Consider the following 25,870-nt stretch of genomic DNA (forward strand, 5'->3'; position numbering starts at 1 on the left):
AAATGACGGTTGAGCTAATTGCTCCAATCGCAATGGACGAAGGTCTACGCTTCGCAATCCGTGAAGGTGGCCGTACAGTTGGTGCTGGTGTTGTTGCTAAAATCTTCGCTTAATTTCGAATGATTTTGCACTCTTATTATTAAGAGCCGCATTGATAAAAAAAGGAAGCTTCGGCTTCCTTTTTTATTTCTGGTAGTGAATTTTCCTCGATATAACTCTTTAAATTCTTCTGCGATTATTTTTTCACCCAAACTATTGCATCCTAAACTGTGATCTGTATAATGCACCGCACTGGTTAAGCCAGTTGTGAACCAATAAGCATCGAGGAGCAAAACCTATTAGGTTTTGGTAATGTATACTCAGCTCATGTTCGCGGTTAATATTAATTAGTTTACTGGTTATAGTTAACTGACAATGTGTCCTAATTTTGGATACTACGGTTTCACATAAATCAATCGGCATTCACTCGTCTTAACGAGTTTGAGTGGCGATATTGTTTGTGTAATTTATTAAACTGGAGCTCTGTCTCATGCAGAACCAACGTATTCGTATCCGTCTAAAGGCGTTTGATTACAAGCTAATCGATCAGTCTACAGCGGAAATCGTTGAAACAGCAAAACGTACCGGCGCACAGGTTCGTGGTCCTATTCCACTACCTACTCGTAAAGAGCGTTTTACTATTCTTGTCTCTCCACACGTTAACAAAGATGCTCGTGACCAGTACGAAATCCGTACTCACAAGCGTTTGATCGATATCGTTGAGCCAACAGATAAAACTGTTGATGCTCTAATGCGTCTTGATCTAGCTGCTGGCGTTGATGTACAAATTAGCCTAGGTTAAGGGAGATTAGAATAATGATTGGTCTAGTCGGACGTAAAGTGGGTATGACCCGCGTATTTACCGAAGAAGGCGTTTCTATCCCAGTAACTGTTGTTGAGGTTGAAGCGAACCGTGTTTCTCAAGTTAAAACACTTGAAAACGACGGCTACGCAGCAATCCAAGTAACTGCTGGTACTAAGAAAGCTAACCGTGTATCTAAGCCAGAAGCTGGTCACTTTGCGAAAGCAGGTGTTGAAGCAGGCCGCGGTCTTTGGGAATTCCGTTTAGAAAACGGAGAAGAGTTTGAAGTTGGCGCTGAGCTAAACGTAGAACTTTTCAATGAAATTAAAAAAGTAGACGTTACTGGTACATCTAAAGGTAAAGGCTTCCAAGGCGTAGTTAAGCGTTGGAATTTCTCTACTCAAGATATGACTCACGGTAACTCTTTGTCTCACCGTGCACCGGGTTCAATTGGCCAATGTCAAACTCCAGGTCGCGTGTTTAAAGGCAAAAAAATGGCAGGTCACATGGGTGCTGAGCGTGTAACGACTCAAAACCTAGAGATCGTACGTGTTGACGCTGAGCGTAATCTACTCCTTATTAAAGGTGCAGTACCAGGCTCAACAGGTGGCAACGTGATCGTCAAACCTGCTGTTAAAGCATAACGTCTAGGAGTAAGTAATGGAATTGATGGTTAAAGGTGCAGATGCACTAACTGTTTCCGAGACTACTTTCGGACGTGACTTTAACGAAGCTCTAGTACACCAAGTAGTTGTTGCATACGCAGCAGGTGCTCGTCAAGGTACTCGTGCTCAAAAGACTCGTTCAGAAGTATCTGGCGGCGGTGCTAAGCCATGGCGCCAAAAAGGTACTGGCCGTGCACGTGCTGGTACAATTCGTAGCCCAATCTGGCGTTCAGGTGGTGTTACTTTTGCTGCGAAACCTCAGGATCACAGCCAAAAAGTAAACAAGAAAATGTACCGCGGAGCTATGAAGAGCATTCTTTCTGAGTTAGTTCGTCAAGAGCGTTTAATCGTTGTTGATAACTTCTCTGTAGAAGCTCCAAAGACAAAAGAATTAGTAGCTAAGCTTAATGAACTTGAGCTAAGTGACGTTCTGATTGTAACTGGCGAAGTAGATGAGAATCTATTCTTAGCTGCTCGTAACCTATACAAAGTTGACGCACGTGATGTTGCTGGTATTGATCCAGTATCTCTAATTGCATTCAACAAGGTTCTAATGACTGCTGATGCAGTTAAGCAAGTTGAGGAGATGCTGGCATGATCAATGAAGAGCGTCTACTAAAAGTTCTACGTGCTCCACACATCTCTGAAAAAGCAACTATGGCAGCTGAAAAAGCGAACACTATCGTTTTTAAAGTAGCTAAAGATGCAACTAAGAAAGAGATCAAAGCAGCTGTAGAAAAGCTATTTGAAGTTGAAGTTAAGTCTGTAAATACTCTTGTTCTTAAGGGTAAGACCAAACGTCAAGGTATGCGTGAAGGCCGTCGTTCAGACGTTAAGAAAGCCTACGTTACTTTGAAAGAAGGTCAAGATCTTGACTTCGTTGGCGGTGCGGAATAACAGGAGTAGTTAAAAATGGCTATTGTTAAATGTAAGCCGACTTCCCCTGGTCGTCGTCACGTCGTTAAAGTTGTTAACGCTGACCTTCACAAGGGTAAGCCATACGCTCCACTTTTAGAGAAAAACTCTAAAAATGGTGGTCGTAACAACAACGGTCGTATCACAGTACGTCACATCGGTGGTGGTCACAAACATCACTACCGTGTAATTGACTTTAAACGTACTAAAGACGGTATTCCAGCGAAAGTTGAACGTCTAGAATACGATCCAAACCGTAGCGCTAACATCGCTCTAGTTCTGTACGCAGACGGTGAGCGTCGTTACATCATTGCACCAAAAGGTGTTCAAGCTGGTGATCAGATCCAATCTGGTGCGGATGCAGCAATTAAAGCAGGTAACACTCTGCCAATGCGCAACATCCCAGTAGGTTCTACTGTACACTGTGTTGAACTTAAACCTGGTAAAGGTGCACAACTAGCTCGTTCGGCTGGTGCTTATGCTCAAATCGTTGCTCGCGACGGTGCATACGTAACTATCCGTCTACGTTCTGGTGAAATGCGCAAAGTACTTTCTGAAGGCCGTGCAACAATCGGTGAAGTTGGTAACTCTGAGCATATGCTACGTGAACTTGGTAAAGCTGGTGCTAACCGCTGGCGCGGTGTTCGTCCTACCGTTCGCGGTGTGGTAATGAACCCAGTTGATCACCCACACGGTGGTGGTGAAGGTCGTACATCAGGCGGTCGTCACCCAGTATCACCTTGGGGTATGCCTACTAAAGGCTTCAAGACTCGTAAAAATAAATCTACTGACAAGTACATTGTACGTCGTCGTAATAAGTAATCTATAAAGAGGAATCGCCATGCCACGTTCTCTCAAGAAAGGTCCATTTATTGACCTACACTTGCTGAAGAAGGTAGAGAAAGCGGTGGAAAGCGGAGACAAAAAGCCTATTAAGACTTGGTCCCGTCGCTCAATGATCATCCCAACAATGATTGGTTTGACCATCGCTGTCCATAATGGTCGTCAGCACGTACCAGTATTCGTTACCGAAGAAATGATCGGTCACAAACTGGGCGAATTCGCACCAACTCGCACTTATCGCGGCCATGCTGCAGATAAGAAAGCTAAGAAGCGTTAAGGAGTAGATGATGGAAGCACTAGCTAAACATAACTTTGCTCGCATTTCGCCTCAGAAAGCTCGCTTAGTTGCAGACCAAATTCGCGGTAAATCTGTTGATCAGGCTCTAGAAATTTTAACATTTAGCAACAAAAAAGCTGCTGTGTTAATCAAGAAAGTTCTTGAATCAGCAATCGCCAACGCGGAACACAACGAAGGTGCAGATATTGATGATCTTAATGTCGCTAAAATCTTCGTAGATGAAGGCCCTATCATGAAGCGTATTATGCCTCGTGCTAAAGGTCGTGCGGATCGTATCTTGAAGCGTTCAAGCCACATCAGCATCGTTGTAGCTGATCGCTAGAGACTAGGAGAGTAAGCAATGGGTCAGAAAGTACATCCTAATGGTATTCGTCTTGGCATCGTTAAGCCTTGGAATGCTACATGGTTTGCTAATACCAAAGATTTCGCTGCCAACCTAGACGGCGACTTCAAGGTACGTCAGTTCCTAACTAAAGAACTGAAAAAAGCGTCTCTTTCACGTATCGTTATCGAACGTCCTGCTAAGAGCATCCGTGTGACTATTCACACTGCTCGTCCAGGCGTTGTTATCGGTAAGAAAGGCGAAGACGTTGAGAAGCTACGCGCAGCTGTAGCTAAAATTGCAGGCGTACCAGCACAAATCAACATCGCTGAAGTACGTAAGCCTGAGCTAGACGGTCAACTTGTGGCTGATAGCATCGCGTCTCAACTAGAACGTCGTGTTATGTTCCGTCGCGCAATGAAGCGTGCGGTACAAAATGCGATGCGTCTAGGCGCTAAAGGTATCAAAGTGGAAGTAAGTGGCCGTCTAGGCGGTGCTGAAATTGCACGTTCTGAGTGGTATCGTGAAGGTCGTGTACCTCTACATACTCTACGTGCTGACATTGATTACGCAACTTCTTCGGCTCACACCCAATACGGTGTAATCGGCATTAAAGTTTGGATCTTCAAAGGTGAGATTCTAGGCGGAATGCCAGCTGCTAACGCAGTAGAGCCAAAGGCTGACAAGCCTAAGAAGCAGCGTAAAGGCCGTAAGTAAGGAGTCGAGACATGCTACAACCTAAACGTACTAAGTTCCGCAAGGTTATGACAGGTCGCAACCGTGGTCTAGCTAAAGGTACTGATGTAAGCTTCGGCGAATTCGGTCTTAAAGCTATTGGCCGTGGTCGTCTGACTGCTCGTCAAATTGAAGCGGCACGTCGTGCTATGACACGTCACGTTAAGCGTCAAGGTCAAATCTGGATCCGTGTGTTCCCAGACAAACCAATCACAGAAAAACCACTTGAAGTTCGTCAAGGTAAGGGTAAAGGTAACGTTGAGTACTGGGTAGCCCAAATCCAACCTGGAAAGGTAATGTACGAAATGGGTGGTGTACCTGAAGAATTGGCACGTGAAGCGTTCCGCCTAGCGGCTCGTAAACTGCCTTTCAAAACTACCTTTGTAACTAAGCAGGTGATGTGATGAAAGCACAAGATCTACGCGAAAAAAACGTTGAAGAGCTAAATGCAGAGCTTTTGGGTTTGCTACGTGAACAGTTCAACTTGCGCATGCAAGCTGCTACTGGTCAACTACAGCAGACTCATACTCTAAAAACTGTTCGTCGTGATATCGCACGTGTGAAAACTGTTTTGACTGAGAAGGCAGGCGCATAATGAGCGAACAAAACCGTACACAACAAGGTCGTGTTATTAGCGATAAGATGGACAAGTCTATCGTTGTTGCTATCGAGCGTGTGGTAAAACACCCAATTTACGGTAAATACGTAAAGCGCACGACTAAAGTACACGCACATGATGAAAACAACGAATGTCGTCAAGGCGATACAGTTGAAATTCATGAGTGTCGTCCACTGTCTAAGACTAAGTCTTGGGCATTGGTAAAAGTTATCGAAAAGGCGAAGATTTAATCTCGCTTATTCAATAACTTCCAAGCGGCTCCAAAATAATTTTGGGGCCGCTTGTTTTTTGTCTACCCAATCACAAAAAAGGGTGGTACAATTCGCGTCCCTTTTAAAGAGGCAGCCCGACCCGTGATGGGTCTAGTTTTAATATTTAGCGGAGCACTAACATGATCCAAATGCAAAGTACACTCGACGCTGCGGATAACTCCGGCGCTCGTAGAGTAATGTGTATTAAGGTTCTGGGTGGCTCTCACCGCCGTTATGCACATATCGGAGACATCATTAAAGTTACTGTTAAGGAAGCAATTCCTCGCGGTAAAGTTAAAAAAGGTGATGTTCTTAAGGCGGTTGTAGTGCGCACCCGTAAAGGCGTTCGTCGTCCAGACGGTTCTGTCATTCGCTTCGACCGTAATGCTTGCGTATTGTTGAACGACACTACTGAGCAACCAGTCGGTACACGTATCTTTGGGCCAGTGACTCGTGAACTTCGTAACTCGAAATTCATGAAGATTGTTTCACTAGCACCTGAAGTTCTGTAAGGAGCGTTACAAAATGGCAGCTAAAATCCGTCGTAATGACGAAGTAATCATTCTTGCTGGTAAAGATAAAGGCAAGAAAGGTAAGGTAACTAAGGTTCTGACAACTGGTAAAGTTATCGTTGAAGGTATCAACCTTGTGAAAAAGCACCAAAAGCCGGTTCCGGCTCTAGGTCAGCAAGGTGGCATCGTTGAACAAGAAGCAGCAATTGATGCTTCTAACGTTGCAATCTTTAACGCGGCTACTGGTAAAGCAGACCGTATCGGTTTCCGTATCGAAGATGGTAAGAAAGTTCGTTTCTTTAAATCTAACGGCGAAACCGTTTCTAACTAATAGAAGTAATTTGGAGTTCTACTATGGCGAAACTGCATGATTACTACAAGTCGTCTGTAGTCGCTGAACTTACCAAAGAGTTCAGCTACACAAGCGTCATGCAAGTCCCTAGGATTGATAAAATCACCCTAAACATGGGCGTTGGTGAAGCAATCAACGATAAGAAACTACTAGAAAATGCAGCATCTGATATGGCAACGATCTCTGGTCAAAAGCCGCTTATCACTAAAGCTCGCAAATCTGTAGCTGGTTTCAAAATTCGTGAAGGCTACCCAATCGGTTGTAAAGTAACCTTGCGTGGCGAGCGTATGTGGGAATTTTTAGAGCGTTTAATCTCTATTGCTCTTCCACGTGTACGTGATTTCCGTGGTGTTAGCGCTAAGTCTTTTGACGGACGCGGTAACTACAGCATGGGCGTTCGCGAGCAAATCATCTTTCCGGAAATCGACTACGATAAAGTCGATCGTGTCCGCGGTCTTGATATTACTATCACGACGACTGCAGGCTCCGATGAGGAAGGCCGTGCTTTGCTGGCTGCCTTTAACTTCCCATTCCGTAAGTAAGGTGAAGGGTTACTGTTATGGCTAAACAATCAATGAAAGCACGTGAAGTTAAACGTGCGAAGCTAGTAGCTAAGTTCGCTGAAAAGCGTTCTGCGTTAAAAGCTCTTATTAGCGATGTAAACGCATCTGAAGAAGATCGTTGGAATGCAGTTCTTAAACTGCAAGCTCTTCCTCGTGATTCAAGTGCATCACGTCAGCGTAACCGTTGCAACCAAACTGGTCGCCCACACGGTTTCCTACGTAAATTCGGTCTAAGCCGTATTAAGGTTCGCGAAGCTTGCATGAAAGGCGAGATTCCGGGTCTTCGTAAGGCTAGCTGGTAATTGCCACTTAATCATTTGGAGTAAATCTTATGAGCATGCAAGATCCGATTTCGGATATGCTGACCCGCGTTCGTAACGGTCAATCAGCAAATAAAGTTGCTGTGAAAATGCCTTCTTCAAAGCTTAAAGTTGCAATTGCTGCATTACTTAAAGCTGAAGGTTATATCGCTGAATTCGCTGTAGAAGGCGAAGTAAAACCAGAGCTAGAAGTTACACTTAAGTACTTCCAAGCTAAACCTGTAATCGAGCAAATCCAACGTGTATCACGTCCTGGTCTTCGCGTCTATAAAAATAAAGACTCGTTACCGTCTGTGATGGGTGGTCTGGGTATTGCTGTAGTGTCCACTTCCAAGGGTCTGATGTCTGACCGTGCTGCTCGCAAAGCAGGTCTTGGTGGTGAAATCATCTGCTACGTAGCTTAATAGGAGTAGGATATGTCTCGTGTTGCTAAGGCACCTGTTGCAATTCCTGCCGGCGTAGAGGTGAAACTAAACGGCCAGGAAATCACTGTTAAAGGTGGTAAAGGTGAACTAACTCGCGTTCTAAACAACGCTGTAGTTATCTCACAGGAAGATAACACCATTACGTTCGGTCCACGCGAAGGCGTTGCTAACGCATGGGCACAAGCAGGCACAGCACGTGCTCTTGTGAACAATATGGTTGTTGGTGTTACTGAAGGCTTTACTAAGAAGCTAACCCTTAAGGGTGTAGGTTACCGTGCTGCTATGAAAGGCAACGCTGTAGGCCTAACTTTGGGCTTCTCACACCCTGTAGAGCACGCTCTACCAGAAGGTGTTAAAGCTGAATGTCCAAGTCAAACTGAGATCGTTATTACTGGTTGTGATAAACAGCTAGTAGGTCAAGTTGCGGCTGACATTCGTTCTTACCGTGAGCCTGAACCTTATAAAGGTAAAGGTGTTCGTTACGCAGATGAAAATGTGCGTACTAAAGAAGCTAAGAAGAAGTAAGGTAACACTATGGATAAGAAAGCATCTCGCATCCGTCGTGCTACACGTGCGCGTCGTAAGATTGCGGAACTGGGTGCAACTCGCCTAGTAGTACACCGTACTCCTCGTCACGTGTATGCTCAGGTTATTGCATCAAATGGCTCTGAGGTTATCGCTGCAGCTTCTACCGTAGAAAAAGCGATCCGTGAGCAAGTTAAGAATACTGGTAACGTAGACGCTGCTAAAGCTGTAGGTAAAGCTATTGCTGAGCGCGCAATCGAAAAAGGCATTTCAAATGTTGCTTTCGATCGTTCTGGTTTCCAATACCACGGTCGAGTAGCGGCGCTAGCAGATTCTGCTCGCGAAGCTGGTCTGAAATTCTAAGGTAGGGTTGGAAGATGGCTAAAGAACAACAACAAGCTAGTGATTTGCAAGAAAAACTGATCGCTGTTAACCGTGTTTCTAAAACGGTTAAAGGTGGTCGAATCATGAGCTTCACTGCACTAACAGTAGTTGGTGACGGTAATGGTCGCATTGGTTTCGGTTACGGCAAAGCTCGTGAAGTACCAGCTGCGATTCAAAAAGCAATGGAAAAAGCGCGTCGTAACATGGTTACTATCGCACTTAACGAAGGCACACTTCACCACGCGGTGAAAGGTCGTCATTCGGGCTCTAAGATCTACATGCAGCCAGCTGCAGAAGGTACTGGTATCATCGCCGGCGGTGCGATGCGTGCAGTACTTGAAGTTGTAGGTGTACATAACGTATTAGCAAAAGCTTACGGTTCTACTAACCCAATCAACGTTGTTCGCGCAACGATTGCTGGTTTGTCAGACGTTAAGTCACCAGAAATGGTAGCAGCTAAACGTGGTCTAACCGTTAAAACAATTTCGGAGTAAGAACCATGGCTAATACTATTAAAGTGACTCAAACTAAGAGCTCAATTGGTCGCCTACCTAAGCACAAAGCGTGCTTGAAAGGTCTAGGCCTTCGTCGCATCAACCATACAGTAGAACTTGAAGATACACCGTGTATTCGCGGTATGATCAACAAGGTTTACTACATGGTTAAGATTGAGGAGTAATCAGAATGCGTTTGAATACTCTATCACCGGCTGCTGGCTCTAAACCTTCTAAGAAGCGTGTAGGTCGTGGTATCGGTTCTGGCCTTGGTAAAACTGGTGGCCGTGGCCACAAAGGTCAAAAATCACGCTCTGGCGGTTCTGTTCGTCCAGGTTTTGAAGGCGGTCAAATGCCTTTGAAACAGCGTCTACCTAAATTCGGTTTCACATCTCGTAAGAGTCTTGTGACTGCTGAAATTCGTCTAGCTGAGCTAGCGAATGTTACTGGTGACGTAGTTGACTTGAACAGCCTTAAAGCGGCTAACTTAGTAACTAAGAATATCGAATTTGTAAAAATCGTACTTTCTGGTGAACTAAGCAAAGCTGTGACTGTTAAAGGTCTACGCGTGACTAAAGGCGCTAAAGCTGCAATCGAAGCTGCAGGCGGTAAAATCGAGGAATAATCTCGAGGAACGAGGTACAGATGGCTAAGAAACCAGGACAAGATTTTCGTAGTGCTCAGAGCGGTTTAAGTGAATTAAAGTCGCGCTTGTTATTCGTAATATGTGCACTTTTAGTATTCCGAGCCGGTTCTTTTGTGCCGATTCCTGGTATTGACGCAGCTGTACTTGCCGATTTGTTCGAGCAGCAAAAAGGTACCATCGTTGAAATGTTTAACATGTTCTCCGGTGGTGCTCTTGAGCGTGCATCTATATTAGCATTGGGCATCATGCCGTATATTTCGGCATCTATTGTTGTCCAATTGCTAACTGTAGTTCATCCAGCGTTAGCGGAACTCAAAAAAGAGGGTGAAGCAGGCCGTCGTAAGATAAGCCAATATACGCGTTATGGCACGCTTGTACTTGCAACATTCCAAGCTATAGGTATTGCAACAGGCCTACCAAACATGGTCGATAATCTGGTTGTTATCAACCAAACCATGTTTACGCTTATTGCTACCGTGAGTTTAGTAACTGGTACCATGTTCTTAATGTGGTTAGGTGAACAAATTACAGAGCGTGGAATCGGTAATGGTATTTCGATACTAATTTTTGCAGGTATTGTTGCAGGGTTGCCTTCGGCAATCGGACAAACAATTGAGCAAGCGCGTCAAGGTGAATTGCACGTACTTCTTCTATTGTTTATTGCGGTATTATCTTTTGCTGTTATCTACTTCGTAGTTTTCATGGAGCGTGGTCAACGTCGTATCGTCGTTAATTATGCAAAACGTCAACAAGGTCGTAAGGTATTCGCAGCACAAAGTTCTCACTTGCCACTTAAAATTAATATGGCAGGTGTAATACCAGCAATTTTTGCATCAAGTATTATCTTGTTCCCAGGAACATTGGCTCAATGGTTTGGTCAAAATGGTGAGAGCAGCGCATTCGGTTGGTTAACTGATGTGTCTTTGGCTCTTAGCCCTGGTCAACCGTTGTATGTAATGCTTTATGCTGCTGCAATTATTTTCTTCTGTTTCTTTTATACAGCGTTGGTGTTTAACCCACGTGAAACAGCGGATAACTTGAAGAAGTCAGGTGCATTCGTACCCGGCATCCGCCCAGGTGAGCAGACAGCGAAATATATCGATAAAGTGATGACTAGACTAACCTTAGCTGGTGCTCTATACATTACTTTTATATGTCTGATTCCTGAGTTCATGATGGTCGCTTGGAACGTACGTTTCTATTTTGGCGGCACATCACTACTTATCGTAGTGGTAGTTATCATGGATTTCATGGCACAGGTACAGACTCATCTGATGTCACAACAGTATGATTCTGTGTTGAAAAAAGCGAATCTGAAAGGTTACGGCCGTTAATTCGGTTGTAGAAGTTCAGTTCCATTTACGGAGTTTAGCAATGAAAGTTCGTGCTTCCGTTAAAAAAATCTGCCGTAACTGTAAAGTTATCAAGCGCAACGGTGTTGTGCGCGTAATTTGCAGTGAGCCAAAGCACAAACAGCGCCAAGGCTAATTAGCAGAAATTTTTACTTGAAATATAAGGGTTGGTCGAGTATATTCCTCGGCCTACCTTTTGCGTGCAAAAGAAGTAGTATGCCGCAGCGTATCCTCGACGGGCTTTGCTGCGGATAATTCTTTATTAAAGTACCTAGGAGTGAATAGTGGCCCGTATAGCAGGCATTAACATTCCTGATCAAAAACATGCTGTGATTGCACTTACTGCAATCTTCGGCATCGGTAAGACCCGTTCTCAAGCTATTTTAGCTGAAGTGGGTATTGCTGAGAATGTTAAGATCAGTGAACTAACTGAAGAGCAGATCGATCAACTGCGTGATGGTGTAGCTAAGTACACTGTAGAAGGTGATCTACGTCGTGAAGTATCGATGAACATCAAGCGTCTTATGGACCTTGGCTGTTACCGCGGTCTTCGTCATCGTCGCAGTCTACCACTACGTGGACAGCGTACTAAAACCAACGCTCGCACCCGTAAGGGTCCGCGCAAGCCGATCAAGAAATAGTCGGATAAGGTAGAGTACAATGGCAAAACAACCAACTCGCGCGCGTAAGCGCGTACGCAAGCAAGTCGCAGATGGCGTAGCGCACATCCATGCTTCTTTTAACAATACCATCGTAACCATCACTGACCGTCAAGGTAACGCACTAGCTTGGGCTACTGCAGGTGGTTCTGGTTTCCGCGGTTCTCGCAAATCTACTCCGTTCGCAGCACAAGTTGCAGCTGAACGTTGTGGTGAAATGGCTAAAGAATATGGCCTAAAGAACTTGGAAGTTATGGTTAAGGGTCCAGGTCCAGGTCGTGAATCTACTGTTCGCGCACTGAACGCTGCTGGTTTCCGTATCACAAACATTGTAGATGCGACTCCTATCCCTCATAACGGTTGTCGTCCACCTAAGAAACGTCGCGTATAACGTTCACGTTTCTAGGAATATTGGAGAAGAATCATGGCAAGATATTTGGGTCCTAAGCTGAAGCTTAGTCGTCGCGAAGGCACTGACTTATTCCTTAAGTCTGGTGTTCGTGCGATTGATACCAAGTGTAAAATTGATAACGCACCAGGTGTACACGGCGCTCGTCGCGGTCGTTTATCTGAGTACGGTGTTCAGCTTCGTGAGAAGCAAAAAGTACGTCGTATCTATGGCGTTCTAGAAAAACAATTCCGTAACTACTACAAAGAAGCTGCGCGTCTTAAAGGCAATACAGGTGCAAACCTACTTCAGCTTCTTGAAGGTCGTCTTGATAACGTAGTTTACCGTATGGGCTTTGGCGCTACTCGTGCTGAATCTCGTCAACTAGTTAGCCACAAAGCTATCCTAGTTAACGGTAAAGTTGTTAACGTTCCTTCTTTCAAAGTAGATGCTAATGACGTTGTGTCAATTCGTGAGAAAGCTAAACAGCAATCTCGCATTAAAGCAGCTCTAGAAGTTGCTGAACAACGTGAAAAAGCAACTTGGATTGAAGTCGATGCTGGCAAAATGGAAGGTACATTCAAGCGTATGCCTGAACGTTCTGACTTATCAGCTGACATCAACGAACACTTGATCGTCGAACTTTACTCTAAGTAAGGTTAAACTAAAGAGAGGACACAATGCAGGGTTCTGTAACAGAATTTCTTAAGCCACGTCTTGTTGACATCGAACAGATCAATACAACACATGCAAAAGTAACTCTTGAGCCATTAGAGCGTGGTTTTGGCCACACTCTAGGTAATGCGCTTCGCCGCATTCTACTATCTTCTATGCCGGGTTGTGCCGTAACAGAAGTAGAGATTGAAGGTGTACTACATGAGTACAGCACAAAAGAAGGCGTTCAAGAAGATGTTCTTGAAATCCTTCTGAACCTTAAGGGTTTAGCTGTGCTTGTTGCCGAAGGCAAAGATGAAGTGTTTATTACGCTTAACAAATCAGGCTCAGGCCCTGTTGTTGCAGGTGACATCACCCACGATGGTGATGTAGAGATCGCTAATCCTGAACACGTTATTTGTCACTTAACTGATGACAACGCTGAGATCGCTATGCGTATCAAAGTTGAACGTGGTCGTGGTTACGTTCCAGCTTCAGCTCGTATCCATACTGAAGAAGATGAGCGTCCTATCGGTCGTCTACTTGTTGATGCTACTTACAGCCCAGTCGATAAAATCGCCTATGCAGTAGAAGCAGCACGTGTAGAACAACGTACTGATTTAGATAAGCTCGTTATCGATATGGAAACGAACGGTACTCTAGAACCTGAGGAAGCGATCCGTCGCGCAGCTACTATTTTAGCTGAGCAACTGGATGCGTTCGTAGATCTTCGTGATGTACGTGTACCTGAGGAGAAGGAAGAGAAGCCGGAATTCGATCCAATCCTACTACGTCCTGTAGACGATCTTGAACTAACAGTTCGCTCTGCTAACTGTTTGAAGGCAGAAGCGATTCACTACATCGGTGATCTAGTGCAGCGTACTGAGGTTGAGTTACTTAAAACTCCAAACCTTGGTAAGAAGTCTCTTACTGAAATTAAAGATGTTCTTGCTTCACGTGGACTGTCTCTGGGCATGCGCCTAGAAAACTGGCCACCAGCGTCAATTGCTGAAGATTAATCGTAAAAGTTAGAAGGATTAGGTCATGCGCCATCGTAAGAGTGGTCGTCAACTCAACCGCAACAGCAGTCATCGTAAAGCGATGTTCAGCAACATGGCTAGCTCTCTTGTTCGTCACGAAGTTATCAAAACTACCGTGCCTAAAGCAAAAGAACTACGTCGCGTAATTGAGCCTTTGATTACCCTAGCTAAGACAGACAGTGTTGCTAACCGTCGTCTTGCATTTGCACGCACTCGTGATAACGAAGTTGTTGCAAAATTGTTTAACGAACTTGGACCGCGTTTCGCGGCACGCCAAGGCGGTTACACTCGCATTCTTAAATGTGGTTTCCGTACTGGTGACAAAGCTCCAATGGCATACATTGAGCTTGTAGATCGCCCAGCTGCTGAAGAAGCTGCTGAGTAATCAGTTCGATAAAATAAAAGCCGAGCATTTATGCTCGGCTTTTTTGTACCCCAAAGAAAAGTTATTACTGTCTAGGTCATCTAGGCTATTTAGGTTTTCAGGCTATCTAGTAGCCGCCAACCATCAAATTGGTTAGCAATCAACACGTTCGACGTAACAACATGCTTCTTGTTGATATTTGAAGCGATAAGTTAATTTTACTCAGCCCAAAGCCCTGTTACTGATTCCAATAGACCTGATGTCGCCCCTTGTTTGGCAAGATAGTCGATAATGACAGGTGCAAATTGCGCAATCATTCCAGGATCTAAGCCTAAAGTGCTGAAAACATTTTTTACAGCATCGATGTTTCCAACCATACTCATTAATCCTGAGGTTCCCCCTGTTAATGCCGACATTCCTGGGATAAGGCTTGAAAGCTCACTCTTATCATCACTGCCTAAACTACTGTTAGCCAAAGCAAGAAGAGCACCAGCACCACCTGCTGCCTGTTCGTTTGAAATAGGGAGCTGAGAAGTCAGTAATGAGGTGAGAGGTGACTCTTCAGATACCGAATTTGTTTGTGTTAGTGTATTTGTGACCATCGAGGATAAATCCGTTGCTGGGGCATCATCTGATTTTGAGCCAAAGCCAAAAAAAGCGTAACTGGGTGCGGAGCATAGAAAGAAACATATTGCTGCAGTACATAAGCGTCTATTCATTTTGAACTCTTGTCGTCGATTGTTATTACTTTTATTTTAGACGAAAAAAAGCGACGCAATTGCGTCGCTTTGATTTTTTATTAATTCTAAGAATTAAAGAATAGCTAGAAGCTCAACTTCAAACACAAGAGCTGCAAAAGGAGGGATTGCAGCGCCAGCGCCACGCTCACCATATGCAAGATCTTGTGGGATGTATAGTTTCCACTTAGAGCCAACAGGCATCATTTGTAGAGCTTGTACCCAACCTTGGATTACGCCAGTTACTGGGAATTCTGCAGGTTGACCACGAGAAACAGAGCTGTCAAAAACAGTACCGTCAGTTAGCTCACCGTGGTAATGAACACGAACTTGCTTGTCAGAAGTTGGAATTTCGCCAGTACCTTCTGTAAGGATTTCGTATTGTAGACCAGATTCAAGAACCGTTACTTCTGAACGAAGAGCGTTGTCAGTTAGGAATGCTTCACCGTCTGCTGCTGCTACTTTAGCAAGCTCTTGACGTGCTGCTTCACCACGAGTGTGTAGCTCTTGCAGTGCGTTGTTGATTTCGTCAACTTCGATAGCTGGCATGTCACCAACTAGTGCTGTTGCGATACCAGCTGCGATAGCGTCAACGTTAAGACCTTCAAGACCAGAACCCGCTAGTTGTTGGCCCATTTGTAGACCGATGCCGTAGCTTGCTTTTTGCTCTACTGTTTCAAATTTTACTTCAGACATGAATGTCACTCTTTATTTGTACAAAGAAAAGAGAAAGGATACCAGTATTAAACCGAGGAGGAAACGCTAAAGCCTCTTTCGAACAGGAAAAGGCACACGATGTGACATTACTCAGGTTACTAAGTATCTTGTAATTATGCATTCATTCACTATGGGTCGAAATAGTGTAACAAGGTTAAGGAAATTGATGCTTTCCTCTATACTCAAGCGGCAATGCTTTTTATAATATTGGTTCAAAATAAAGGAGATGTGTAGCGATGAATCGTCGACACAAGAAAAAGCAGCAAGTTAATTATGTTGAACTGGCAAAAGCGAAATTAAGCGCTTTTGATGGAAAAATTGTGCTGGCTCGTCTTAAGAATTTTTGGCAGGGTTTACCGCGTCTACATCGCCGTATAATCAGCGTGTTGGCTCCTTTAATTTGTATTCTGGCTCTTTTACCTGCACCAAAGCCTAGTATTAAAAGTCCAGTAGTGAATGAACGTGTTGAGCTGAGTATTAATACTCAAAGTTTAAGCGAACAGCAAAGCACGGAACAATCCTCTTTAAAATCTGAATCATGGCGTGAATACACGGTTAAGAATGGCGACACCTTATCGCAAGTTTTCCGTAATAATTCATTGCCGATGACAGATTTAAATGCGCTGGTAAAAATAGAAGGTTCTGATAAGCCATTAAGCCAAATTAAGAAAGGGCAGTTAGTCCGTTTTAAATTGGCATCTGATGGTAATTTGGACATTCTACAATTGGAAAAAGGGAGTTCTTCAGTGATGTTTTTCCGTTTATCTGATGGTGGCTTCGGAAGAAGTAAATAGAAAAAATCACTTACTAGAACGGGGCGTGACAAGTTGCTGGCTTATCCATTTTTTCGGTATCAATGGTAATAAAATTAAGCAGATACCGATTACGGTCAGCCAATTAGGTATTTCATCAAACCACCATACTCCCAAGATCGCAACGAATATTAACCCTGAATATTCTGCAAGTGCAATTTGAGACGCTGGCGCTTTTTTATAGGCGACAACGGCTAGACCATTATAGGTCAAAATTAGAGACCCACTTAATATTACCCACCCAAGTTCAGCTACACTTATCGGCTGCCAATTCAGCACTGCTAATACACCCGCAACGGGAATAGACATCAACGTTGTCCACATCAATGTGGTGATCACAGGTTGCTCTGCTGGTATTTTTCTGACTAATACATTAAATAATGCGAGTGTACATGCGGTGCCAAGAGCGAAAAAAGCTGCCCAATGAAACTCCGAAGGTCGAAGAACAATCATCACCCCAATGAAACCCACCACAGTACCAATCACTTTATTTAAGCGTGGTTTTTCGTCTAAAAGCCATACCGATAATGGTAACATCAACAGTGGTGCGGCATAGAAAATAGCGTTAGCCGTTGCGAGAGGGAGATAGGTAATGGCTACCATCATACAACCACTGCCAATCAAAACTAAGTGTGCTCGTATTGCCGTGACTCGGCGGTTATTCAGTACTCTTTTGGATTTCGATTGGCGAAGCCAAAAAGGAAGGATCAGCAAGAGTGACATTACTTGGCGGATGAAAATGTATTGGTATGGTGATATCCCTCCGTCCAACAATTTAACCGCAACATCAGATAACGAAGCGGTTAAATTTCCCAGAATCAGTAAGGTTACCGCCAAATTGGTTGGTGACACATTCGTGAAAGGGTTACCTAGCATTGAGGTTCTATTTTTCTAAGCGCATATCAATATGCGGAATGTCATCTTCCAAATAGGTCTCTGAGATACTTTGAAAACCATGCTGCAGATAAAAATGCTTTAGATGTTCTTGTGCGCCGATGTCGATGGTTTCGCCCGGCCATAGGTTTTCGCATTGTAATAACGCTTGCTTGACGAGTTGGTGACCTAAACCTGTACCACGAGCACTCTCTTTTGTTGCTACTCGGCCAATACTGACATTGTCATAGCTGATACCTGTTGGAAGGAGTCGAGCGCAAGCCACTAAGTTGCCGTTATCAAAGCCCATGAGGTGATGCACGCCATCCATGCAATCTTTACCATCTAGTTCAGGGTATGGGCAGGTTTGCTCAACAACAAAAATATTGATCCTGAGTTGAATGAGTTCATGAAGTTGAGAGGTTGTCAGTTGAGAGAACGTCGCCAGTTGCCAAGAGATCATATACACACCAAATTGCTTAATCGATAGCTACAATCTATCAAGTTCGTGGCTTTCTGACATTAACTTATGTTAACTCTTTTCTTTGATGCGAGCTTTAATTCGGCTTAAGCTGATGTGAGTGATACCAAGGTAAGCGGCAACTTGGTAATCGTTCAAGCGAGCTAATAAATCTGGATAGTGTTGGCAAAATAGCCCGTATCGCTCTTCTGGTGTGTACAGCAGCATGAAACGTTCCTTATTCTCCTTATGCATCAATTGAGTTTCAAGGAGCTTTAGATAGAGCGGATGAGACTCTTCTCGCCATGAGTGCAACGCCTGAGTTGGTAGGCATAGCAAACTGACAGGGGTTAAGGTCTCTAGCAAATATGGGGATGGCTGGTTCTTGATTAAGCTTTCAAACCCAATCATCCAATCTTGATCCCAATAAAATTCCTTACTGAATTGTTTGCCTTGCTCCGTTAAATAGCATGCATGGCAGAGCCCTTCAATCAGGAAGTAAATGGAGTCAGCGACTTCCCCTTGGTTGACTAAAATATGTCGTGTGGGTAGTTCTAATGGCTTTGCTATTGAGAGTAGGTTGTCTATCTCGTTGGCATCAAATCCGTTCATTGATAGTTGATGATGTAGCTGTTCATGCATGAGAGTGTTCTTCCAGAATATGCGCGTTATGGGGTCTATCATATACTGAAATACCTAGCCGTTGCGATGTTAGAGGAAACCATAGGTAGGCCTCTAGTCATCTGACTACCGATGCAACGTGTCATGGATTGTGGATTGCGCTAACGGAAAATCGTGGCGAAATTAGGAAACATAAACAAAAAAACGCAGCTCAAAGTGAGCTGCGTTTTAAAGTAATACGCTTAGCGTTAATTTATTTTGCTAAGTCCAGTTTGTATACCGCAAAGCCAACTTCATCTGTCGCGACTTGTGTCATTGGGTATTGACCTTTGTCTTTGATAAATTGTGCGGCTTTTTCGCTTGGCGATGTTTCAAAGCGAATATCGAGTTTTACATCCGTCTTGATTGGTGCAAATGACCAGTTGTTGTCTGCACTTGGAATTACTTGGCCTTTCTCTTTGCTTACGCGTGAGATGTAGCTTGCTAGTACCGTACGGTTCTCATCTGGTGCATCAAACGCTACGAAATCACTACCAGTACCTGGGAACTTGTTGCTGTAAGCACGGTAGTTGTTTGTTGCAATGATGAACGGTTGCTTCATATCGATTGGTTTACCTTGGTAGGTTAGGCCAACAATACGTTGCGAATTAGCGTTAATGACTTTGCAGTTGCCGTCGTATTTCGCAGGTTGAGTAATATCGATTTGGTAGTTTACGCCATCGATAACATCAAAGTTATACGTACGGAAGTTGTCCCAATCGATCAGCGATTGTGATGCTGTGCTGTTAGGATCGATCTGCTTGAATTGACCAGCTGAACACTCAAGCCACTCTTTTACTTCGCTGCCTGTTACTTTCATTGCAACTAAAGTGTTTGGGTACAAGTAAAGATCCGCAGCATTACGGAACGTTAGTTGGCCAGATTCCACTTCAGTAAAGTTAGCAGGATCGTTACCACGACCGCCGGCTTTAAATGGTGCCGCAGCTGATAGAACTGGCGTTCCGTCTAGGTTTGGATCACCTTGGATAAAGCGTTCTACGTAATCTTTTTGTGCTAAGTTAACAATTTGAACAGTAGGATCATCTTGAACCAATGCAAGGAAGCTGTACATGACATCGCTTGCTTTACCGATTGGTTGGTTAACAAAGTCACGTGTACCATTGTGATCTTCTTCAAGTGCTTTCAAAATACCAGTATCGGCTTTTGCAAGAGACTGTTTAGTTTTCTTGTTGTAGATTGGACGAGCTTCAGATTGACCTGAAGTCACTTCCCAACCGCCGTCTTTTTTCTCTAGAATAAGATCCATTACCCCAACGTGGCTACCCCAACGACCTGGCATCACTGCCGCTACGCCATTCATGGTGCCTTTTTCGTTGTCGATACCTTCAATACCATCAAACCCTTTACCTGGGAAAACCGCGTGCGCATGGCCAAAGGCAATCGCATCAATGCCTTCAACCTCTGATAAGTAGAAGCTTGAGTTTTCTTCACCGAGTTTATGAGGTTCTGTAGAGACACCTGAGTGTGGGATCGCAATAATAACGTCCGCACCTTCTTTCTTCATTTGAGGTACGTAAAGTTCAGCGGTCTGCTTAATATCTTTCGCGATCACTTTACCTTCAAGATTCTTCTTATCCCACACCATGATTTGTGGTGGAACAAAGCCAATGTAACCGACTTTAATTTCTTGAGCATTACCGTCTACATCTTTGAAAGTATGCGTTTTGATTAAGTAAGGCTTGAAGTAGTGCTCGCCAGTCTCTTTGTCATACACGTTAGCATTGACGTAAGGGAAGTTCGCATCGTTTAACGACTCTTTTAAGAAATCAAGACCGTAGTTAAATTCATGGTTACCAATGTTTGCAGCATCATAATCAAGTTGGTTCATCGCCTTGTAAACAGGGTGGATTTCACCAGGCTTAATCCCTTTTGCTGCTTGGTAATCCCCCATTGGGCTACCTTGTAGGAGATCGCCATTGTCGACCAATACACTGTTAGTCACTTCATTTCGGGCTTCTTTTACTAAAGTAGCAGTGCGGCTAAGACCTGTTTTTTTCGTTGCTTTATCTTTGTAGTAGTCATAGTCCATTACGTTCGTGTGAATATCTGTTGTTTCAACGATACGTAGTTTAATTGTATCGGCCATTGCTGGACCTGCCATTGCTAGCATGCCGCCAAGAATTGCAAGAGATAGAGGTTTCACTGCCACTTTCATTGTTCGCTCCAAAATGAGGGGGAGATTAATAACGGGTGTAATGTAACAAAAGGCGCTGAAACAATGATGAATGCCGTTAATAAAGTGTGATGTATCACGATTACTTAATAGCGTTCTGCCATGAATGTCTCAGCTTTGCTTGTTTTTTGTTCGCTCTGTTTGTTTTGTAAACCGCTATTAATGTAGAAAAGTTCACCTGAAAGATCCTCCCTTATCAGCTTTTCGAATAAAAAATGAAATTTTAGAATTTCCAGTAATATATATAGATGGACATAATGGGTGCATCAATGAAGCAAGGATCGCGATAAGGAAGCAGAAAGATGGACCAAAAACGTTTAACCCACTTAAAACAGCTAGAAGCGGAGAGTATTCATATTATCCGCGAGGTTGCTGCTGAATTCGGCAATCCTGTCATGATGTATTCCATTGGAAAAGACTCCTCTGTGATGCTGCATCTGGCTCGAAAAGCGTTTTACCCAGGGAAAATTCCATTCCCACTACTGCATGTCGATACCAACTGGAAGTTTCGCGAAATGATTGAATTTCGTGATCGCACGGCCAAAAAGTATGGTTTTGATCTACTGGTGCATAAGAACCCTGAAGGGCTTGAGATGGGGATAAACCCATTTGTGCATGGCTCATCTAAACATACCGACATCATGAAAACTCAGGGCTTAAAGCAAGCGTTAAATCATTATGGATTTGATGCTGCTTTTGGTGGCGCTCGACGTGATGAAGAAAAATCGCGAGCTAAAGAACGCGTTTACTCTTTCCGAGATAAAAATCATACCTGGGATCCTAAAAGCCAGCGCCCTGAATTGTGGAAGACTTATAACGGCCAGGTGAATAAAGGGGAGAGCATACGCGTATTCCCGCTATCAAACTGGACGGAATTGGATATCTGGCAGTACATCTATTTAGAAAATATTGAAATTGTACCGCTGTATCTTGCTGAGAAGCGCCCTGTGGTTGATCGTGATGGCATGCTGATCATGGTTGATGATGAGCGTATGGATATTGGTGAAGATGAAGTGGTTGAAGAGAAAAGTGTGCGTTTTCGTACCCTTGGTTGCTACCCATTAACAGGGGCGATTGAGTCTGAGGCAAATACGCTTACGGGAATTATTGAAGAGATGTTGGTGGCAACGTCGAGTGAACGACAAGGGCGAGCGATCGACCACGATCAGTCAGGATCAATGGAACTGAAAAAACGCCAAGGTTACTTCTAAGGATCTAAGGAAAGAATAATGAATAGTGCAGTTGAAGCTGAACTCGCTGAGTTAGGCATTGAAGGTTATCTTAATCAACACCAATATAAATCGATGCTCAGATTTTTAACTTGTGGCTCGGTTGATGATGGGAAAAGTACCTTAATTGGACGTTTGCTCCATGATACGCAGCAGATCTATGAAGATCAGTTAGCGGCGGTTCACTCAGATAGCCAACGCGTTGGAACGACGGGTGAAAAGCCTGATTTGGCCCTCCTGGTTGATGGCTTGCAAGCTGAGCGTGAACAAGGGATCACCATTGATGTTGCTTATCGTTATTTCTCTACTGAGAAGCGTAAGTTCATTATCGCGGATACTCCTGGGCACGAGCAATATACGCGGAATATGGCAACCGGAGCTTCGACTTGTGATCTTGCAGTGATCTTGATTGATGCTCGAAAAGGCGTACTAGACCAAACTCGTCGCCACTCATTCATAGCTAACTTACTTGGCTTGAAACATTTTGTCGTCGCGGTCAATAAAATGGATCTTGTGGATTATTCACAACAACGATTCGAAGAGATCCGCGATCAATATTTATCGTTTGCTGAAAATTTGCAAGGCGATACCAATATTCAGATTCTTCCACTGTCTGCTTTAGAAGGTGAAAACGTTGCATCGGCGAGTCAAGAGATGTCATGGTTTGAAGGCCCAACTCTGTTAGAGGTTCTTGAGACTGTCGATATTGATCAAAGTCGCTCTGGTGGTGACTTCCGCTTCCCTGTGCAGTACGTCAACCGTCCTAATCTCGACTTTCGAGGCTTTTCTGGCACGATTGCTTCAGGTCAGATAGCTGTTGGCGACACGATCAAAGCACTTCCTTCAGGCAAGTTCTCTAAAGTGGCGAGCATTGTCACGTTTGATGGTGAACTACAATCTGCTCAAGCGGGGCTGGCGGTAACACTGACTCTTGAAGATGAGATTGATATTAGCCGAGGCGATCTAATCGTGTTGGAGAATGCTGAAATTGAAACAACGAACCATCTGTTAGCCGATGTGGTATGGATGACAGAGCAACCGCTTAAACCGGGTCGTGAGTATGATATTAAAGTGGCAGGTAAGAAAACACTTGGCCAAGTCAGTTCTATTCGCCATCAATACGATATTAATAACCTCTCAACCCATACGGCAAGTGAATTACCGCTCAATGGTATCGGCTTGTGTGAGTGGTCACTAACCGAATCTGTGGCGTTAGATAAATATCGTGAATGTGCGGATACTGGCGGCTTTATCATTATTGATCGCTTAACCAACGTTACGGTGGGAGCAGGGCTTATCCGTGAAGGTTTAGATAGCGTGGCGAAGGTTCAAGGTGACTTCTCTGCATTTGAAATCGAATTCAATGCATTAGTTCGTAAACATTTCCCGCACTGGGATGCGAAAGATTTGAGCCAACTACTTCGCAAGTAGAGATAAAAGTCAGCCAGTAGAGATGTAAAAGTAGGGTGTGAGATTGACTAACAATCGAATGTCTCACTTGGGGTTATGTCTCTAATTCAAATAGGTGAATGTGTGGAAGTGAGTGATCACTTTCACACTCAGGGAAGCGTTTATGTGGGAACAAGGATTTGTGTTAGCAGTGCTGCTTGGCATCATCACTTGCCTACTGACAACTAAAATTAAACCTAGCATCATATTTGCCAGTGCTTCATTCATCGCTTTTTTAGCGGGGATGATAGAGCTGAAAAGTGTGGCTGAAAATTTCACGAATTCTTCATTATTAACGCTAGTTTTGCTTGTTTTAGCCTCCTGTGCATTAGAAAAAACTCGCCTTATCAGTTGGGTGAGCCGAATTATTTCTAATGGGAAGTTGGGTACAGTTGTGGCGAAGCTCGGCGTTTCAACGGCTTTACTCTCTTCGTTTACCAATAATACCGCAGTGGTGGTCTCGTTAATTAGTGCCATTAAGCGCAACCAGAAACATGCGCCATCAAAATTACTTATTCCCCTTTCCTATGCGGCTATTTTAGGGGGAACGTTAACGCTGATTGGCACTTCAACCAATTTGATCATCAACAGCTTTGTTGAAGATGTTGGATTACCTAGCCTCAGCTTTTTTGCTCCAACAATGATCGGACTTGCCGTGTTGTTTGGCGGTGTCTTGATCTTGATCCCTTTGAGCTATTTATTGCCTGATTATGACGATCAAAACCAAGATGACTTGCCTTATTTTCTTGAAGCGCGAGTAGAACCTGGTTCACCATTGGTGGGGCGTAGCGTGAGTGAAAATAACCTTAGAGCGTTACGTAAACTTTTTTTGGCTGAAGTGATCCGCGATGGCGAAACAAAAACCTCCATTGATCCAGACTTTGTTCTCATGGCAAGAGATCGATTGTTGTTTTGTGGCGATGTTGAAAGTGTCGCCACTCTGCAAGAAATACAAGGCCTCACTCTATTTGGTCAGCATCACCTAAATGGACAGAGTTTTGTCGAAGTGGTGGTGAGCTCTTCGGCGAGTTTTTGCAACAAGACATTAAAAACCAGCCATTTTAGAGATAGGTTTGATGCAGTAGTTGTGGCAATTAGGCGTGGGCATGAAAGGTTAGAAGGTGGACTAGGCAATATCACGTTAACGGCTGGGGACACTTTAGTTTTGGTTCCTGGTAAGCGTTTTGAATCCGAAAGGCAGGCTCATCGACGTGAATTTGTATTGATTAATGATCTAGATTCGAGTGCAAAGTTGGATCAAAGCAAGTCAACACTCGTATTGCTAGGTTTTGCCGCCGTGATTGGTGGTTCGCTATTGGGTTATGTTCCGATTATTAAAGGGTTGTCACTGTACCTACTGGCGATGATTGTGATGGGTATTATTCAGGTTGGTGAGATCCGTCGACGTTTCCCCATTGATATTGTCGTTATTGTGGGCTCGGCTCTTTCTATTGCCCAGTTGATGATTTCCTCTGGCCTCTCCATGCGAATGGGGGAAATGTTCATGGAGGCATTCAATGGTTGGGGGGTATTTGGTGCTTTAGTGGCGACTTACTTTGTGACTTTGATTTTAACGGAGCTCGTAACCAATAACGCCGCTGCCGCTCTCTCTTTTCCTATTGGCTACAGTATGGCGATAGGATATGGCGTCGATCCCATGCCATTTATTATGGCGGTGTTGTTTGGTGCCAGCGCCAGTTTTATCTCCCCTTATGGCTATCAAACCAATTTATTGGTCTATAGCGTGGGCAATTATCAAATGAAAGATTATCTACGAATTGGAGTGCCGATTTCTATCGTTTACTCTGGATTGGTTTTAAGCCTGATCCCTTACTTTTTCCCATTTTGAATATATTAAAACAGTACCAAAGCATGGAAGGAATGGGCTGTTTTGGTACTTGACAAGGATTGACTATGACAACATCGACGGCTACATCAACAGCGCCACTAACAGTAAATAAAGATGAAAATATCGTTTGGCATCAACACTCGGTTGATAAAGCGTTCAGAGCTAAATTGAAGCATCAGAAACCGGTAGTACTTTGGTTTACGGGGTTATCTGGCGCTGGGAAATCAACCGTCGCAGGTGCTTTAGAGTCAAAACTGGCTCAGTTAGGTCACCACACCTATTTACTCGATGGGGATAATGTCCGCCATGGTTTGTGTGGCGATCTGGGCTTTTCTGATCAAGACCGCCGTGAAAATATTCGTCGTATTGGAGAGCTCGCTAAACTGATGGCCGATGCTGGATTGATTGTGCTTTCTGCGTTTATTTCGCCTCATCGTGCTGAGCGGCAGTTAGTGCGAGATTTATTACCTGAGGGGGAGTTTTTGGAAGTATTTGTTAACGTACCACTCGAAGTGTGCGAACAAAGGGACCCAAAAGGTTTATACAAAAAGGCGAGAGCAGGGCAAATTGCCAACTTTACTGGCATTGATTCGGTGTATGAAGCGCCATTGAAGCCTGAGATCGATCTTCCTGCTGGGGAACTATCGGTCGAGCAACTTGTTGAACTTTGTATTCAGGCGCTAAAGGATCGCGCGGTGATCTCATAAGGAGAATTAAGGGCGA

Annotated in this window: 39 protein-coding genes and 1 pseudogene; 34 read left to right on the top strand and 6 right to left on the bottom strand. The window is 44.0% G+C overall.

Translation table 11 applies throughout. The features are described 5' to 3' along the window. From FCV43_RS08440 to rplQ, 29 genes and pseudogenes are all read left to right on the top strand, one after another. A pseudogene (locus FCV43_RS08440) lies at positions 1-113 on the top strand (elongation factor Tu); the annotation flags it as partial. A 416-nt stretch (positions 114-529) separates the two neighbouring features. Further along, complete coding sequence (gene rpsJ / locus FCV43_RS08445; RefSeq protein WP_017053625.1) at positions 530-841, top strand: 30S ribosomal protein S10; 312 nt, start codon at positions 530-532, stop codon at positions 839-841. Between the two features lie 14 nt (positions 842-855). Further along, positions 856-1,485, top strand: coding sequence for a 50S ribosomal protein L3 (gene rplC, locus FCV43_RS08450; protein ID WP_017053626.1), 630 nt, complete (start codon positions 856-858; stop codon positions 1,483-1,485). A 16-nt stretch (positions 1,486-1,501) separates the two neighbouring features. Then, entirely contained in the window at positions 1,502-2,104 is a 603-nt protein-coding gene (gene rplD, locus FCV43_RS08455) for a 50S ribosomal protein L4 (RefSeq protein WP_113795473.1), read from the top strand. Then, complete coding sequence (gene rplW, locus FCV43_RS08460; RefSeq protein ID WP_017051430.1) at positions 2,101-2,403, top strand: 50S ribosomal protein L23; 303 nt, start codon at positions 2,101-2,103, stop codon at positions 2,401-2,403. Before rplD ends, rplW begins: the two co-directional genes overlap by 4 nt. A gap of 15 nt (positions 2,404-2,418) precedes the next feature. Further along, positions 2,419-3,243, top strand: a complete 825-nt coding sequence (gene rplB / locus FCV43_RS08465; RefSeq protein WP_017051431.1) for a 50S ribosomal protein L2 — start codon at positions 2,419-2,421, stop codon at positions 3,241-3,243. A 19-nt stretch (positions 3,244-3,262) separates the two neighbouring features. After that, entirely contained in the window at positions 3,263-3,541 is a 279-nt protein-coding gene (gene rpsS, locus FCV43_RS08470; RefSeq protein ID WP_005435078.1) for a 30S ribosomal protein S19, read from the top strand. A gap of 10 nt (positions 3,542-3,551) precedes the next feature. Continuing rightward, positions 3,552-3,884, top strand: coding sequence for a 50S ribosomal protein L22 (gene rplV / locus FCV43_RS08475; RefSeq protein WP_026026743.1), 333 nt, complete (start codon positions 3,552-3,554; stop codon positions 3,882-3,884). An 18-nt stretch (positions 3,885-3,902) separates the two neighbouring features. Continuing rightward, the gene (rpsC, locus tag FCV43_RS08480; RefSeq protein WP_017051432.1) at positions 3,903-4,601 is read left to right on the top strand and encodes a 30S ribosomal protein S3; all 699 of its coding nucleotides are present in this window, start codon (positions 3,903-3,905) and stop codon (positions 4,599-4,601) included. A gap of 11 nt (positions 4,602-4,612) precedes the next feature. Next, complete coding sequence (gene rplP, locus FCV43_RS08485; protein WP_017051433.1) at positions 4,613-5,023, top strand: 50S ribosomal protein L16; 411 nt, start codon at positions 4,613-4,615, stop codon at positions 5,021-5,023. Continuing rightward, positions 5,023-5,214, top strand: a complete 192-nt coding sequence (gene rpmC / locus FCV43_RS08490) for a 50S ribosomal protein L29 (protein WP_017051434.1) — start codon at positions 5,023-5,025, stop codon at positions 5,212-5,214. Before rplP ends, rpmC begins: the two co-directional genes overlap by 1 nt. Further along, the gene (gene rpsQ, locus FCV43_RS08495; protein WP_017051435.1) at positions 5,214-5,468 is read left to right on the top strand and encodes a 30S ribosomal protein S17; all 255 of its coding nucleotides are present in this window, start codon (positions 5,214-5,216) and stop codon (positions 5,466-5,468) included. The genes rpmC and rpsQ overlap by 1 nt, the downstream gene beginning before the upstream one ends. A 161-nt stretch (positions 5,469-5,629) precedes the next feature. Next, positions 5,630-6,001 (top strand): 50S ribosomal protein L14, encoded by a 372-nt coding sequence (gene rplN, locus FCV43_RS08500; protein WP_017051436.1) that lies wholly within the window; start codon positions 5,630-5,632, stop codon positions 5,999-6,001. Positions 6,002-6,014: 13 nt separating this feature from the next. After that, positions 6,015-6,332 carry a 50S ribosomal protein L24 gene (rplX, locus tag FCV43_RS08505; protein WP_017051437.1) on the top strand — a complete coding sequence of 106 codons (318 nt, stop codon included), beginning with the start codon at positions 6,015-6,017 and terminating at the stop codon, positions 6,330-6,332. A 23-nt stretch (positions 6,333-6,355) separates the two neighbouring features. Next, the gene (gene rplE, locus FCV43_RS08510; protein ID WP_017051438.1) at positions 6,356-6,895 is read left to right on the top strand and encodes a 50S ribosomal protein L5; all 540 of its coding nucleotides are present in this window, start codon (positions 6,356-6,358) and stop codon (positions 6,893-6,895) included. 17 nt (positions 6,896-6,912) lie between these two features. Beyond that, on the top strand, positions 6,913-7,218 hold the full coding sequence (gene rpsN, locus FCV43_RS08515; RefSeq protein WP_017051439.1) for a 30S ribosomal protein S14: 306 nt from the start codon (positions 6,913-6,915) through the stop codon (positions 7,216-7,218). Between the two features lie 29 nt (positions 7,219-7,247). After that, positions 7,248-7,640, top strand: coding sequence for a 30S ribosomal protein S8 (gene rpsH / locus FCV43_RS08520; protein WP_017051440.1), 393 nt, complete (start codon positions 7,248-7,250; stop codon positions 7,638-7,640). A gap of 12 nt (positions 7,641-7,652) precedes the next feature. Beyond that, positions 7,653-8,186 (top strand): 50S ribosomal protein L6, encoded by a 534-nt coding sequence (gene rplF / locus FCV43_RS08525; RefSeq protein WP_017051441.1) that lies wholly within the window; start codon positions 7,653-7,655, stop codon positions 8,184-8,186. A 9-nt stretch (positions 8,187-8,195) separates the two neighbouring features. Beyond that, the gene (gene rplR, locus FCV43_RS08530) at positions 8,196-8,549 is read left to right on the top strand and encodes a 50S ribosomal protein L18 (RefSeq protein WP_017051442.1); all 354 of its coding nucleotides are present in this window, start codon (positions 8,196-8,198) and stop codon (positions 8,547-8,549) included. 14 nt (positions 8,550-8,563) lie between these two features. Further along, complete coding sequence (gene rpsE, locus FCV43_RS08535) at positions 8,564-9,064, top strand: 30S ribosomal protein S5 (RefSeq protein ID WP_017051443.1); 501 nt, start codon at positions 8,564-8,566, stop codon at positions 9,062-9,064. A gap of 5 nt (positions 9,065-9,069) precedes the next feature. After that, positions 9,070-9,249, top strand: a complete 180-nt coding sequence (gene rpmD, locus FCV43_RS08540) for a 50S ribosomal protein L30 (RefSeq protein ID WP_017051444.1) — start codon at positions 9,070-9,072, stop codon at positions 9,247-9,249. 5 nt (positions 9,250-9,254) lie between these two features. Beyond that, the gene (gene rplO, locus FCV43_RS08545) at positions 9,255-9,689 is read left to right on the top strand and encodes a 50S ribosomal protein L15 (protein WP_017051445.1); all 435 of its coding nucleotides are present in this window, start codon (positions 9,255-9,257) and stop codon (positions 9,687-9,689) included. A 20-nt stretch (positions 9,690-9,709) separates the two neighbouring features. Further along, a complete protein-coding gene (secY, locus tag FCV43_RS08550; protein ID WP_017051446.1) occupies positions 9,710-11,044 on the top strand; it encodes a preprotein translocase subunit SecY in 1,335 nt (444 codons plus the stop codon). A 40-nt stretch (positions 11,045-11,084) separates the two neighbouring features. Then, positions 11,085-11,198: a 50S ribosomal protein L36 gene (rpmJ, locus tag FCV43_RS08555; RefSeq protein ID WP_000868186.1), complete on the top strand. Its 114-nt coding sequence runs from the start codon at positions 11,085-11,087 to the stop codon at positions 11,196-11,198. A gap of 148 nt (positions 11,199-11,346) precedes the next feature. Further along, on the top strand, positions 11,347-11,703 hold the full coding sequence (gene rpsM, locus FCV43_RS08560) for a 30S ribosomal protein S13 (protein WP_017051447.1): 357 nt from the start codon (positions 11,347-11,349) through the stop codon (positions 11,701-11,703). 19 nt (positions 11,704-11,722) lie between these two features. Further along, positions 11,723-12,112 (top strand): 30S ribosomal protein S11, encoded by a 390-nt coding sequence (rpsK, locus tag FCV43_RS08565; protein ID WP_004738778.1) that lies wholly within the window; start codon positions 11,723-11,725, stop codon positions 12,110-12,112. Positions 12,113-12,145: 33 nt separating this feature from the next. Continuing rightward, positions 12,146-12,766, top strand: a complete 621-nt coding sequence (rpsD, locus tag FCV43_RS08570; RefSeq protein WP_017051448.1) for a 30S ribosomal protein S4 — start codon at positions 12,146-12,148, stop codon at positions 12,764-12,766. A gap of 23 nt (positions 12,767-12,789) precedes the next feature. Beyond that, positions 12,790-13,782 carry a DNA-directed RNA polymerase subunit alpha gene (locus FCV43_RS08575; protein ID WP_017051449.1) on the top strand — a complete coding sequence of 331 codons (993 nt, stop codon included), beginning with the start codon at positions 12,790-12,792 and terminating at the stop codon, positions 13,780-13,782. A 25-nt stretch (positions 13,783-13,807) separates the two neighbouring features. Further along, positions 13,808-14,188: a 50S ribosomal protein L17 gene (gene rplQ / locus FCV43_RS08580; RefSeq protein ID WP_004729812.1), complete on the top strand. Its 381-nt coding sequence runs from the start codon at positions 13,808-13,810 to the stop codon at positions 14,186-14,188. A 197-nt stretch (positions 14,189-14,385) separates the two neighbouring features. Here rplQ and FCV43_RS08585 read toward each other — a convergent pair whose 3' ends face one another. Beyond that, entirely contained in the window at positions 14,386-14,886 is a 501-nt protein-coding gene (locus tag FCV43_RS08585) for a DUF2780 domain-containing protein (protein WP_136994895.1), read from the bottom strand. Between the two features lie 93 nt (positions 14,887-14,979). After that, the gene (locus FCV43_RS08590; protein WP_017051451.1) at positions 14,980-15,600 is read right to left on the bottom strand and encodes an FKBP-type peptidyl-prolyl cis-trans isomerase; all 621 of its coding nucleotides are present in this window, start codon (positions 15,598-15,600) and stop codon (positions 14,980-14,982) included. A gap of 257 nt (positions 15,601-15,857) precedes the next feature. Here FCV43_RS08590 and FCV43_RS08595 point away from each other — a divergent pair, with 257 nt between their 5' ends. Then, entirely contained in the window at positions 15,858-16,415 is a 558-nt protein-coding gene (locus FCV43_RS08595) for a LysM-like peptidoglycan-binding domain-containing protein (RefSeq protein ID WP_113795483.1), read from the top strand. Positions 16,416-16,421: 6 nt separating this feature from the next. Here FCV43_RS08595 and FCV43_RS08600 read toward each other — a convergent pair whose 3' ends face one another. From FCV43_RS08600 to FCV43_RS08615, 4 genes are all read right to left on the bottom strand, one after another. Further along, entirely contained in the window at positions 16,422-17,309 is an 888-nt protein-coding gene (locus FCV43_RS08600; protein WP_136994897.1) for a DMT family transporter, read from the bottom strand. Between the two features lie 7 nt (positions 17,310-17,316). After that, positions 17,317-17,769, bottom strand: a complete 453-nt coding sequence (locus tag FCV43_RS08605; RefSeq protein WP_017051454.1) for a GNAT family N-acetyltransferase — start codon at positions 17,767-17,769, stop codon at positions 17,317-17,319. A gap of 69 nt (positions 17,770-17,838) precedes the next feature. Then, entirely contained in the window at positions 17,839-18,408 is a 570-nt protein-coding gene (locus FCV43_RS08610; protein WP_136994899.1) for a Crp/Fnr family transcriptional regulator, read from the bottom strand. 232 nt (positions 18,409-18,640) lie between these two features. After that, the gene (locus FCV43_RS08615) at positions 18,641-20,602 is read right to left on the bottom strand and encodes a bifunctional 2',3'-cyclic-nucleotide 2'-phosphodiesterase/3'-nucleotidase (RefSeq protein WP_136994901.1); all 1,962 of its coding nucleotides are present in this window, start codon (positions 20,600-20,602) and stop codon (positions 18,641-18,643) included. Positions 20,603-20,922: 320 nt separating this feature from the next. Here FCV43_RS08615 and cysD point away from each other — a divergent pair, with 320 nt between their 5' ends. The 4 genes from cysD to cysC all read left to right on the top strand — a co-directional run bounded on the left by cysD (position 20,923) and on the right by cysC (position 25,854). After that, positions 20,923-21,831, top strand: coding sequence for a sulfate adenylyltransferase subunit CysD (gene cysD, locus FCV43_RS08620; RefSeq protein WP_136994903.1), 909 nt, complete (start codon positions 20,923-20,925; stop codon positions 21,829-21,831). Between the two features lie 18 nt (positions 21,832-21,849). After that, positions 21,850-23,280 (top strand): sulfate adenylyltransferase subunit CysN, encoded by a 1,431-nt coding sequence (gene cysN / locus FCV43_RS08625; RefSeq protein ID WP_017051458.1) that lies wholly within the window; start codon positions 21,850-21,852, stop codon positions 23,278-23,280. 142 nt (positions 23,281-23,422) lie between these two features. Further along, on the top strand, positions 23,423-25,147 hold the full coding sequence (locus tag FCV43_RS08630; protein WP_017051459.1) for an SLC13 family permease: 1,725 nt from the start codon (positions 23,423-23,425) through the stop codon (positions 25,145-25,147). A gap of 65 nt (positions 25,148-25,212) precedes the next feature. Next, positions 25,213-25,854: an adenylyl-sulfate kinase gene (gene cysC, locus FCV43_RS08635; protein ID WP_017051460.1), complete on the top strand. Its 642-nt coding sequence runs from the start codon at positions 25,213-25,215 to the stop codon at positions 25,852-25,854. The last annotated feature ends 16 nt before the right edge of the window (positions 25,855-25,870 follow it).

The organism is Vibrio genomosp. F6, from assembly GCF_005146325.1.
In the GTDB taxonomy this organism is placed as follows: domain Bacteria; phylum Pseudomonadota; class Gammaproteobacteria; order Enterobacterales; family Vibrionaceae; genus Vibrio; species Vibrio cortegadensis.

Coding starts and splice junctions, on each gene's coding strand:
- rpsN (WP_017051439.1), top strand. CDS start 6,913: ATGGCTAAACAATCAATGAAAGCACGTGAAGTTAAACGTGCGAAGCTA.
- rpsD (WP_017051448.1), top strand. CDS start 12,146: ATGGCAAGATATTTGGGTCCTAAGCTGAAGCTTAGTCGTCGCGAAGGC.
- rplW (WP_017051430.1), top strand. CDS start 2,101: ATGATCAATGAAGAGCGTCTACTAAAAGTTCTACGTGCTCCACACATC.
- FCV43_RS08600 (WP_136994897.1), bottom strand. CDS start 17,309: ATGCTAGGTAACCCTTTCACGAATGTGTCACCAACCAATTTGGCGGTA.
- cysN (WP_017051458.1), top strand. CDS start 21,850: ATGAATAGTGCAGTTGAAGCTGAACTCGCTGAGTTAGGCATTGAAGGT.
- rplC (WP_017053626.1), top strand. CDS start 856: ATGATTGGTCTAGTCGGACGTAAAGTGGGTATGACCCGCGTATTTACC.
- rplN (WP_017051436.1), top strand. CDS start 5,630: ATGATCCAAATGCAAAGTACACTCGACGCTGCGGATAACTCCGGCGCT.
- rplF (WP_017051441.1), top strand. CDS start 7,653: ATGTCTCGTGTTGCTAAGGCACCTGTTGCAATTCCTGCCGGCGTAGAG.
- FCV43_RS08605 (WP_017051454.1), bottom strand. CDS start 17,769: ATGATCTCTTGGCAACTGGCGACGTTCTCTCAACTGACAACCTCTCAA.
- rpsC (WP_017051432.1), top strand. CDS start 3,903: ATGGGTCAGAAAGTACATCCTAATGGTATTCGTCTTGGCATCGTTAAG.
- rplP (WP_017051433.1), top strand. CDS start 4,613: ATGCTACAACCTAAACGTACTAAGTTCCGCAAGGTTATGACAGGTCGC.
- FCV43_RS08610 (WP_136994899.1), bottom strand. CDS start 18,408: ATGCATGAACAGCTACATCATCAACTATCAATGAACGGATTTGATGCC.
- FCV43_RS08590 (WP_017051451.1), bottom strand. CDS start 15,600: ATGTCTGAAGTAAAATTTGAAACAGTAGAGCAAAAAGCAAGCTACGGC.
- FCV43_RS08630 (WP_017051459.1), top strand. CDS start 23,423: ATGTGGGAACAAGGATTTGTGTTAGCAGTGCTGCTTGGCATCATCACT.
- rpsK (WP_004738778.1), top strand. CDS start 11,723: ATGGCAAAACAACCAACTCGCGCGCGTAAGCGCGTACGCAAGCAAGTC.
- FCV43_RS08615 (WP_136994901.1), bottom strand. CDS start 20,602: ATGAAAGTGGCAGTGAAACCTCTATCTCTTGCAATTCTTGGCGGCATG.
- rplR (WP_017051442.1), top strand. CDS start 8,196: ATGGATAAGAAAGCATCTCGCATCCGTCGTGCTACACGTGCGCGTCGT.
- FCV43_RS08585 (WP_136994895.1), bottom strand. CDS start 14,886: ATGAATAGACGCTTATGTACTGCAGCAATATGTTTCTTTCTATGCTCC.
- cysD (WP_136994903.1), top strand. CDS start 20,923: ATGGACCAAAAACGTTTAACCCACTTAAAACAGCTAGAAGCGGAGAGT.
- rpsH (WP_017051440.1), top strand. CDS start 7,248: ATGAGCATGCAAGATCCGATTTCGGATATGCTGACCCGCGTTCGTAAC.
- rpmC (WP_017051434.1), top strand. CDS start 5,023: ATGAAAGCACAAGATCTACGCGAAAAAAACGTTGAAGAGCTAAATGCA.
- rpsJ (WP_017053625.1), top strand. CDS start 530: ATGCAGAACCAACGTATTCGTATCCGTCTAAAGGCGTTTGATTACAAG.
- rpsQ (WP_017051435.1), top strand. CDS start 5,214: ATGAGCGAACAAAACCGTACACAACAAGGTCGTGTTATTAGCGATAAG.
- FCV43_RS08575 (WP_017051449.1), top strand. CDS start 12,790: ATGCAGGGTTCTGTAACAGAATTTCTTAAGCCACGTCTTGTTGACATC.
- rpsE (WP_017051443.1), top strand. CDS start 8,564: ATGGCTAAAGAACAACAACAAGCTAGTGATTTGCAAGAAAAACTGATC.
- secY (WP_017051446.1), top strand. CDS start 9,710: ATGGCTAAGAAACCAGGACAAGATTTTCGTAGTGCTCAGAGCGGTTTA.
- rplQ (WP_004729812.1), top strand. CDS start 13,808: ATGCGCCATCGTAAGAGTGGTCGTCAACTCAACCGCAACAGCAGTCAT.
- rplX (WP_017051437.1), top strand. CDS start 6,015: ATGGCAGCTAAAATCCGTCGTAATGACGAAGTAATCATTCTTGCTGGT.
- rplD (WP_113795473.1), top strand. CDS start 1,502: ATGGAATTGATGGTTAAAGGTGCAGATGCACTAACTGTTTCCGAGACT.
- cysC (WP_017051460.1), top strand. CDS start 25,213: ATGACAACATCGACGGCTACATCAACAGCGCCACTAACAGTAAATAAA.
- rpsS (WP_005435078.1), top strand. CDS start 3,263: ATGCCACGTTCTCTCAAGAAAGGTCCATTTATTGACCTACACTTGCTG.
- FCV43_RS08595 (WP_113795483.1), top strand. CDS start 15,858: ATGAATCGTCGACACAAGAAAAAGCAGCAAGTTAATTATGTTGAACTG.
- rplB (WP_017051431.1), top strand. CDS start 2,419: ATGGCTATTGTTAAATGTAAGCCGACTTCCCCTGGTCGTCGTCACGTC.
- rplE (WP_017051438.1), top strand. CDS start 6,356: ATGGCGAAACTGCATGATTACTACAAGTCGTCTGTAGTCGCTGAACTT.
- rpmD (WP_017051444.1), top strand. CDS start 9,070: ATGGCTAATACTATTAAAGTGACTCAAACTAAGAGCTCAATTGGTCGC.
- rplV (WP_026026743.1), top strand. CDS start 3,552: ATGGAAGCACTAGCTAAACATAACTTTGCTCGCATTTCGCCTCAGAAA.
- rpmJ (WP_000868186.1), top strand. CDS start 11,085: ATGAAAGTTCGTGCTTCCGTTAAAAAAATCTGCCGTAACTGTAAAGTT.
- rplO (WP_017051445.1), top strand. CDS start 9,255: ATGCGTTTGAATACTCTATCACCGGCTGCTGGCTCTAAACCTTCTAAG.